The following is an 8,513-nucleotide window of genomic DNA, read 5'->3' as shown; positions in this document are numbered from 1 at the left end:
TGGCCCAGGCCTGCCGGCGGCCGTCGGCGCCGACCGTGCGGCGGAGGATGAGCTCGTCCCCGGCCGGCACCCCGGCGGCCTCGAGCACGGCGCCGGCGGCGTGGCCGGGCGGGAGCGCGAAGGCCGCCGTCACCTCGCCCTCGGCGGCGCCGGCGCGCACGGCGCCGCGGCCGCGCCAGCCGAGGACGAAGCCGAGGCAGTCGAGCAGGATCGACTTGCCGGCCCCGGTCTCGCCGGTCAGCACGTTGAGCCCGGGGCGGAAACGGAGCTCCGCCGCCTCGATGAGCAGCATGTCGCGGATCGAGAGCGTCTCGAGCATGGCTCAGCCCGCCCGCGCTAGCGCCACTTCCCCTGCACCACCTGGCGGTAGGTCTGGTTGAGCCAGCTGTCACCGACATCGGCCGGGCGGAGACCGCGGCCGGTCAGGAGCGCGTAGGCGTCGGCGTACCAGATCGAGCCCTGGAAGTTGTGGCCGAGGATCGCCGCCGCGGTCTGCGCCTCGTGCGCCAGGCCGAGCGAGAGATAGGCCTCGACCAGCCGGTAGAGCGCCTCGGGGGTGTGGGTCGTGGTCTGATAGTCCTCGACCACCACGCGGAAGCGGTTGATCGCGGCGGTATAGAAGCCGCGGTTGAGGTAGTAGCGGCCGACCTCCATCTCCTTGCCGGCGAGGTGGTCGAGGGCGAGCTCGAACTTCATCTGCGCCGACTTGGCGTAGATGCTGTCGGGATAGCGCTCGATGATGTCGCGCATCTCCTGCAGCGCCTCGAAGGCGTCGGACTGGTCGCGGCCGATGTCGACGATCTGGTCGTAGTAGGAGAGCGCGATCAGGAACTGCGCATAGGGCGCGTCGACGTCGGCGGGGAAGAACTCGAGGTAGCGCTCGGCGGCGGCGCGGCTCTCGGCGTACTGCGCGCCCTCGTGGTAGGCGAAGGCCGACATCAGCATCGCCCGCTTGGCCCATTCCGAATAGGGATAGAGCCGTTCCACCTCGGAGAACCGCTGGCCGGCGTCGCGCGGCTTGCCCTCGGCGAGCAGCGCCTCGGCGCCGAGGTAGATCTGCTGCGCGGTCTGGCTCTCGACCGGGGCCTCGCGCTGGCCGAATCCGAAGCGCGGCATCGAGCCCGGCCCGCTGCCGAGACGGCTGCAGGCGCTCACCCCGACGGCGAGCCCGAGAAGGGCGGCAAGTGCCAGAAAACGACTTGCCAAACGCCTGACTCCTGCTTCTGCTTTCTGCCCCGCCCGGGACCTCGGCCGCCCGGACGGCTCCGAGTTAGCATAGGTTTCCGGGGGGTTGAAACGAAAAGCGCAGCCCCCCGCGGGGGGCTGCGCCATCTGCCGGTATCGCCTGCCTCAACCGGCGCGGCGCAGGTCTGCCGCGCCGACGCCCGCGCCGGGCAGCTGCTGCGCTGCCTCCGCGTCGAGCGTGACGATCTCGTAGGCCCCCGGCGTCGCGAAGAGCTTGCGCAGGAGCCGGTTGGTGACGCCGTGGCCGGCCTTCACCCCCTTGTAGGCGCCGAGGATCGGCGCGCCGGCGAGCGCGAGGTCGCCGAGCGCGTCGAGCATCTTGTGGCGCACGAACTCGTCGGCGCGGCGCAGGCCGCCCGGGTTCAGCACCTTGTCGCCCTCGACCACGATCGCATTGTCGAGCGAGCCGCCGAGCGCGAGGCCGTTCGCCTGCATCGTCTCCACCTCCACCCGGCGGCAGAAGGTGCGGCAGTCGGCCAGCTCGTGCACGAAGGCGCCGTTCACCATCGAGAGCCGCCGCGCCTGGTGGCCGATCGCGGCATCGGCGAAGTCGATCTCGAAGTCGATCGACAGCGTCTCGGCCGGCCGCAGCTCGGCCCAGACGTCGCCCTCGCCCTCGCGCACCGGCGCGAGCACCCGGATGGCGACGAGATCGCCCGGCAGCGCCCTGAGCCCGGCGCGCAGGATCGCCCGCACGAAGCGGAGCGAGCTGCCGTCCATGATCGGCACCTCCGGCCCGTCGATGTCGATGAGCGCATGGGTGACGCCGGTGCCGGCGAGCGCGGCCATGACGTGCTCGACGGTGCCGAGCGAGACGCCGGCCTCGTTCGAGAGGAGCGTGCAGAGGCGGGTGTCGGTCACACGGTCGAAGCGCGCCGGGATCAGGTTGTCCCGGTCGGTCACGTCCACCCGGCGGAAGCGGATGCCGCCCGTCGTCGCCGGCCGCAGCACCATGCGCGCGGGCCGCCCGGAATGGAGCCCCATTCCGACCAGCGTGATCTCGCGTTTCAAAGTCGTCTGCATCGTCCGCCCCACTGACAGGTCCTGCCCGGATCCCGGGCGGCTCGCTCCTGTTGCAGTGCAATGTAGGCGCGCCAATGAACTGGAACAAATCAAGCTTTATGACGGATTGCTACAATCCCAAGCGATTGTTCCGCAACGAAAAAGGCACCCGGTGGGGTATACCGGATGCCTTCGGACCGGGGCGCCGCTGGACGCCTGGGGAGGGGGAGGGAGGCGCCCCCGTCAGTTGGCCTGCCTGCGAAGGAAGGCGGGAATGTCGACGCGTTCGCGCTCGGTATCCTCGTAGTCCGGCTCGATCTGGCTGGCGCGCGGCTCGCCCTCGAGGCGGCGGGCGCTCGACTGCTCGCGGCCGACCTGGCCGGTCATCTTGTGGATCAGGCTGTTGATCGTCAGCCGCGCGCTCTGCCGCTCCGGCTCGCGCGACTGCGCGACGGGGCGGACCATCGGCTGGGCCTTGGGCACGTTCTGCACCGCCGCCTGCAGCCGGCGCAGCGCGTCGGGCGAGGGCTCGCCGGGCTGGCGCGGCAGTTCGCCCTTCGGCTGGCCGAAGGGTGCGGTCCGCTGCGCACCCGTCGGCTGCGGCACCGCCTCCGGCTCGTCGAAGGCGACCTCCTGCTCGACCCCGCCCTGCGACTGGTAGTCGGCGAAGCTCGGCTCGCGGTAGCTCGCGGCGACCGGCTCGGCACGCGGCTCGGTCCGCGGATCCGGCCGCAGTTCGGGCCGCAGTTCGGGCCGCGGCTCGGGACGGTACTCGGCGGCGGAGCGCGCCGCCGGCTGCTGCGCCGCCCTGGGGGCCGGGGCCGCCACCGGCTCGGTCGAGCGGCGCGGCATCGGCATGGCGTCGGACTTCGCCACCGCGTCGATGCCGGTGGCGACGACCGAGACGCGCATGAGCCCGGCCATCTCCGGGTCGAGCGTGGAGCCGACCATGATGTTGGCCTCCGGGTCGACCTCGGCGCGGATGCGGTTGGCCGCCTCGTCGAGCTCGAAGAGGGTGAGGTCGGGGCCGGCGGTGATGTTGATGAGGACGCCCTTCGCGCCCTTGAGGCTGATCTCGTCGAGCAGCGGGTTGGCGATCGCCTTCTCGGCGGCCTGCACGGCGCGGTCCTCGCCCGAGCTCTCGCCGGTGCCCATCATCGCCTTGCCCATCTCGTTCATCACCGAGCGAACGTCGGCGAAGTCGAGGTTGATGATGCCGGGCCGCACCATCAGGTCGGTGACGCCCTTCACGCCCTGGTAGAGCACGTCGTCGGCCAGCGCGAAGGCGTCGGTGAAGGTGGTCTTCTCGTTGGCGAGGCGGAAGAGGTTCTGGTTCGGGATGATGATCAGCGTGTCGACGTGCTTCTGCAGCTCCTCGACCCCGCCCTCGGCCTGCTTCATCCGGCGCGAGCCCTCGAACTGGAAGGGCTTGGTCACCACGCCGACGGTCAGGATGCCCATCTCGCGGGCGGCCTTGGCGATGATCGGCGCGGCGCCGGTGCCGGTGCCGCCGCCCATGCCGGCGGTGATGAAGCACATGTGGCAGCCGGAGAGGCGCTCGACGATCTCCTCGATCGACTCCTCCGCCGCCGCCGCGCCCACCTCGGGCCGCGCGCCCGCGCCGAGCCCCTCGGTGACCCGCGCGCCGAGCTGGAGCTTGTTGCCGGCCTGGTTCTGCTGCAGCGCCTGGGCGTCGGTGTTCGCCACCACGAACTCGCAACCCTCGAGCTGCTTCTCGATCATGTTGTTGACCGCGTTCCCGCCGGCACCGCCGACGCCGATGACGGTGATCCGGGGGCTGAGGTCCTGGGTTACCGGTATGCTGAGGGTCAGTGCCATGTTGCTTCCGCCTGTTGTGTTTGGCCGTCGGGTCCGCGCCCCCGCGCGGGTCGTCTTCTTTCTTGATTCGAGAGCCTAGCCGAAAAGCCCCCTAGGGTCACGCGGAATCCCGCTAACATCCACAATATATTGGGGTTCTACACCAGATAAACGGGATATTGTGGGCTCCTCCACTAGTTACCAGTTTTCCTTGAACCACCGCAGCGCGCGCGCCACCCGCCGCGCCCCCTGCCGGTCCGCCGGCATCTCGAAGTCCCAGCATTCGTCCTGCGGATGGCTGACGTGCATGGCGAGCCCGACCGCCGTCGCGAAGGCGGTGCCGGTCGCCGACTGCGGCAGCCCCTGCACCCGGAGCGGCTTGCCGATCCGGCACTGCCGCCCGAGGATGTGGCTCGCCACCGTCTCGAGCCCGGGGATCTGCGCCGACCCGCCGGTCAGCACGATCCGCTGGCTCGGCAGATACTCGAACCCCGACGCATCGAGCCGCGCCCGCACCTCCTCGAGGATCTCCTCGACCCTGGGCCGCATCACCCCGATCAGCTCCGAGCGCGAGATCTGCCGCCGGTCGTGCTCCCAGTCGCCGAGGATCGACGGCAGCTCGATCATGTCCCGGTCGTCGAGGCCCGTGGCGATCAGCCCGCCGTGCATGGTCTTCAGCCGCTCGGCGTCGGTCATCGACACCTGCAGCCCCTGGCAGATGTCGGAGGTGACGTGCACGCCCCCCATCCTGACCGCGTCGGCATAGATCATCTGCCGCCGCACGAAGATCGACACCCCGGTCGCCCCCGCGCCGATGTCGATGCAGGCCGCCCCCAGCTCCTGCTCGTCCTCGACCAGGCTGGCGAGCCCGCTCGCATAGGAGGAGACGACGATCCCGCCGAGCTCGAGGTCGCAGCGGCGGATGCAGTGCAGGATGTTGCGGAGCGGCGTCGCCCCCACCGTCACCAGGTGCATGTCGCAGGCCAGCGCCCGGCCGAGCTGCCCGCGCGGATCGGTCAGCCCGGAGCGGTCGTCGAGCGCGAAGTTGACCGGCAGCGCGTGCAGCGCATCGCGGTCGTGGCCGTAGTCGGGGATCTCGCACGCCGCCAGCACGTGGCCGATGTCGCGCTCGGAGACCGCGCCGTGCTCGACCTCGACCTCGCCCGAGCAGCCGTAGGAGCGCGGCCGCCCGCCCGAGAAGCTGACGATCACATGGTCGACCCTGAGCCCGGCCATCTTCTGCGCGCCCTGGATCGCGGTCATCACCGCGCGCTCGGCCTCCTCCATCGCGGCGACCTCGCCGAAGGCCATGCCGCGCGAGCGGGTGTTGGCGGCGCCGATCACCCGGAAGGCGCCCTGGCTCAGCACCGGCCGCGCCTCCGCGCCCTCGCCGAGATCCTCGGGCACGAACTGCAGCACCAGGCAGGCGACCTTGGAGGTGCCGATGTCGAGCACGGCGATGACACCGCGGCGCAGCGCCGTCTCGCGGCGCGCCCGCATCGCCCGCTGCACCTCGTAGAGCTGCCGCCTCATGCATCCTCTCCCTTGTCGCCGGCCCTGAGCCGCTCCAGTTCCGCAATCGCGTGCCCGGTCAGCCGCAGCATCGGCCGCGTCGGGTCGCGCATGTCGACGACGCTCAGGTCGCGGGCGAGCAGGTTCTCCGCCCCGTCGAGCGCCATGACCCGCCGGAGCGCCAGCACCGGGTCGGCCTCGGGCAGCTTCACCGCCTGCCCGCGGTCGAGCACCAGATCCCAGCGCCGCTCGCCGACGCGCACGAGGCCGCGCACCCGCCCGGCGACCGGCCGCGTCTCGGCGAGGAGCGCCAGCGCCTCCGGCACGTGGTCCTCGGCACCGGCACCGGCGACGAGCGGCAGGTCGGGGCGGCGGATCCGGCTGTCGACCTCGGCCACGCGCACCCCGTTCTGGTCGAGCAGCTCCAGCCCGGCGTCGGAGCGCCAGACGACGACCGGCACCCGCTCGATGGCGCGGATCTCGAGGACGCCCGACGCGAGCGCCCGCACCCGCGCCCGCTCCACCGCGTCGAGGCTCTCGATACGGTCGCGCACCGCGTTCACGTCGAGCTCGAGGCTCGAGGCGGGCAGGCGCACGAAGGCGGCGACCCGGATCTGCTCGGCGAGATCGCGGCTGACGTCCGGGACGCTGATCTCGGTGATGGTGAACTGCGGCCGCTCGACGATCGCCTCGCGCCCGGCCGCGACCCAGCCGGCCAGATGCCCGCGCACGTCGTACTGCGCCATCGCCGTCCAGGCGGCCAGGACGCCGGCCAGCATCGGCAGCCCGAAGTTGACCGCGCGCCGCACCCCCGGCCGCAGCCAGAGCCGGGTCAGCCGGTAGCGCAGCCGCGACGGCGCCGGGTCGCGGCGGGGGGCGGTCCTCACCGGGAGCACGAGGCGTCCTCCACCAGCCAGCGCACCAGCGCGCCGAACGACATGCCGGCATGCGCCGCCTGCTCCGGCGCGAGCGAGGTCGGCGTCATCCCCGGCTGGGTGTTGGTCTCGAGGATGACCAGCCCGCCGAGCCCGCGCGCCTCGTCCCAGCGGAAGTCCGAGCGGCTGAGGCCGCGGCAGCCGATCGCCCGGTGGGCGCGCAGCGCATAGTCGAGGCAGGCCGCGGCGATCTCCGCCGGCACCTCGGCCGGCACCACGTGCCGCGAGCCCCCGGGCCGGTACTTGGCGTCATAGTCGTACCAGCCCTCGGCGATGATGTCGGTGACGGCGAGCGGCCGGTCGCCGAGCACGGCGACGGTCATCTCGCGCCCCGCGACATATTCCTCGACCAGCACCCGCTCCGGCATCGAGTCGGCCAGCGCCGGCGGCCGGTTCGCGCCCTCCGGCACGATCACGACCCCGACCGAGGAGCCCTCGGAGTTGGGCTTCACCACGTAGGGCGGCGCCATCGGATGCGCCCGGCGCACCTCGTCGCGGCAGGCGATCATGCCCTTCGCCACCGGTAGCCCGGCGGCGGCGAAGACCTGCTTGGCGCGGGTCTTGTCCATGGCGAGCGCCGAGGCCAGCACGCCGGAATGGGTATAGGGGATGGCGAGCCACTCGAGCAGGCCCTGCACGCAGCCGTCCTCGCCCCAGCGGCCATGCAGCGCGTTGAAGACGACGTCGGGCCTCGCAGCGGCGAGCGCCGCCGCCAGGTCCACCCCGGCGTCGATCTCGACCACCTCGAATCCTTCGCCGCGCAACGCAGCCGCGCACTCGCGGCCCGAGCTGAGCGAAACGTCGCGCTCAGCCGAACGGCCGCCCATCAGCACTGCGATGCGGGCTGCTGTCCTGCTCGACATGCCCGCCTCAATCTTTCCCGCGGCCTTATGCCGGCCTGTCGGGTGCCTTCGTCGTCTTTTTCGTCCGTTCCGCGGGCCTTATGGTCGGCCGACCCGCATGATTTCCCACTCTAGCGATATTCCGGTTGATTCCAAAACCTTTTTTCGCACCAATTCGCCCAATTCCTCCAGATCGGCGGCTTTCGCCCCTCCGGTGTTGGTGAGGAAGTTGGCGTGCCGCGGCGACATCTGTGCTCCACCCAGGGTTGCGCCCCTCATCCCGGCGTCCTCGATGAGCTTCCAGGCCTTCAGGTGGTGCACGTCGTCCGCGCGCCCGGTGGAGGAAAAGCCGGCCGGATTGCGGAAGGTCGACCCCGCCGTCCGGTCCCTGACCGGCTGGCTCGCATCCCGCCGCGCCAGCTGCTCCTCCATCTTCCGCGCCAGCGCCTCGGGCTCCCCGCGCGGCCCGGCCAGCACCACCTCGGTGACGACGAGCCCCTCGGGCAGCGCCGTCGACCGGTAGGCGAAGCCCATGTCGCCGGGCGCGAGCTCCACCACCTCGCCCGCCCGCGTCACCGCCCGCGCCGAGACGAAGGCGTCGGCGACATAGCTGCCGTAGCAGCCGGCGTTCATCCGCGCCGCGCCGCCGATCGAGCCGGGAATGGTGCGGAGAAAGGTCAGGTCCACCCCCGCCTCCGCCGCCCGCCGCGCCACATGCGCATCGAGCGCCGCCGCCCCGGCGTGCACCCCGTCCTCCTCGACGCGGATGCCGTTGAACCCGCGCCCGAGCCGGATCACCACGCCGGCGATCCCGCCGTCCCGCACGATGAGGTTCGAGCCCACCCCCATCGGAAGGACCGGCACCTCCGCCGGCAGCGCGCGGAGGAAATCGGCGAGATCCGCCTCGTCCGCCGGCTGGAACAGCCAGTCCGCCGGCCCGCCGACCCGCAGCCAGGTCAGCTCCGCCATCGGCCGGTCCGCCGTCAGCGTCCCGCGCACCGGCGGCATCTCGAGGGTGGCGCTCCGATCCATCCGCTACCGCTAGGCCGCCCCGCCCGCCGCCGCAAGCCCCCCTCGCCAGGGGCAGCCCCGGCCAGGGCCTGTCTGCCGGTGGGTCCCGAGCCCGCTTCTCACGCCTGGTAGAAGGCCGGCTGATAGA

The 8,513-nt window shown here is 71.9% G+C and carries 8 protein-coding genes; all 8 read right to left on the bottom strand.

The features are described 5' to 3' along the window. On the bottom strand, positions 1-319 hold a 319-nt coding region (locus Q0112_RS14665; protein ID WP_297976538.1), incomplete at its 3' end, for an AAA family ATPase. Between the two features lie 17 nt (positions 320-336). Then, a complete protein-coding gene (locus Q0112_RS14660; protein WP_297976536.1) occupies positions 337-1,206 on the bottom strand; it encodes an outer membrane protein assembly factor BamD in 870 nt (289 codons plus the stop codon). Between the two features lie 144 nt (positions 1,207-1,350). Continuing rightward, entirely contained in the window at positions 1,351-2,268 is a 918-nt protein-coding gene (gene lpxC / locus Q0112_RS14655; protein WP_297976535.1) for a UDP-3-O-acyl-N-acetylglucosamine deacetylase, read from the bottom strand. Positions 2,269-2,490: 222 nt separating this feature from the next. Next, positions 2,491-4,086 (bottom strand): cell division protein FtsZ, encoded by a 1,596-nt coding sequence (gene ftsZ, locus Q0112_RS14650; RefSeq protein WP_297976533.1) that lies wholly within the window; start codon positions 4,084-4,086, stop codon positions 2,491-2,493. 177 nt (positions 4,087-4,263) lie between these two features. Further along, positions 4,264-5,598 carry a cell division protein FtsA gene (gene ftsA, locus Q0112_RS14645; RefSeq protein ID WP_297976532.1) on the bottom strand — a complete coding sequence of 445 codons (1,335 nt, stop codon included), beginning with the start codon at positions 5,596-5,598 and terminating at the stop codon, positions 4,264-4,266. Beyond that, positions 5,595-6,473 (bottom strand): cell division protein FtsQ/DivIB, encoded by an 879-nt coding sequence (locus Q0112_RS14640; protein WP_297976531.1) that lies wholly within the window; start codon positions 6,471-6,473, stop codon positions 5,595-5,597. The genes ftsA and Q0112_RS14640 overlap by 4 nt, the downstream gene beginning before the upstream one ends. Further along, positions 6,461-7,375 carry a D-alanine--D-alanine ligase gene (locus tag Q0112_RS14635; RefSeq protein ID WP_297976530.1) on the bottom strand — a complete coding sequence of 305 codons (915 nt, stop codon included), beginning with the start codon at positions 7,373-7,375 and terminating at the stop codon, positions 6,461-6,463. Before Q0112_RS14635 ends, Q0112_RS14640 begins: the two co-directional genes overlap by 13 nt. Positions 7,376-7,453: 78 nt before the next feature. Further along, positions 7,454-8,386, bottom strand: coding sequence for a UDP-N-acetylmuramate dehydrogenase (gene murB / locus Q0112_RS14630; RefSeq protein ID WP_297976528.1), 933 nt, complete (start codon positions 8,384-8,386; stop codon positions 7,454-7,456). Positions 8,387-8,513 lie beyond the last annotated feature (127 nt).

Source organism: uncultured Amaricoccus sp. (assembly GCF_937858865.1).
Classification (GTDB): domain Bacteria; phylum Pseudomonadota; class Alphaproteobacteria; order Rhodobacterales; family Rhodobacteraceae; genus Amaricoccus.
Note: the sequence above shows the minus strand (reverse complement) of the source record. Positions and strands in the feature narration are given on the sequence as shown.

Excerpts from the sequence above, each read along its gene's own strand:
- lpxC (WP_297976535.1), bottom strand. The coding sequence starts at position 2,268 with ATGCAGACGACTTTGAAACGCGAGATCACGCTGGTCGGAATGGGGCTC.
- ftsZ (WP_297976533.1), bottom strand. The coding sequence starts at position 4,086 with ATGGCACTGACCCTCAGCATACCGGTAACCCAGGACCTCAGCCCCCGG.
- ftsA (WP_297976532.1), bottom strand. The coding sequence starts at position 5,598 with ATGAGGCGGCAGCTCTACGAGGTGCAGCGGGCGATGCGGGCGCGCCGC.
- Q0112_RS14635 (WP_297976530.1), bottom strand. The coding sequence starts at position 7,375 with ATGTCGAGCAGGACAGCAGCCCGCATCGCAGTGCTGATGGGCGGCCGT.
- murB (WP_297976528.1), bottom strand. The coding sequence starts at position 8,386 with ATGGATCGGAGCGCCACCCTCGAGATGCCGCCGGTGCGCGGGACGCTG.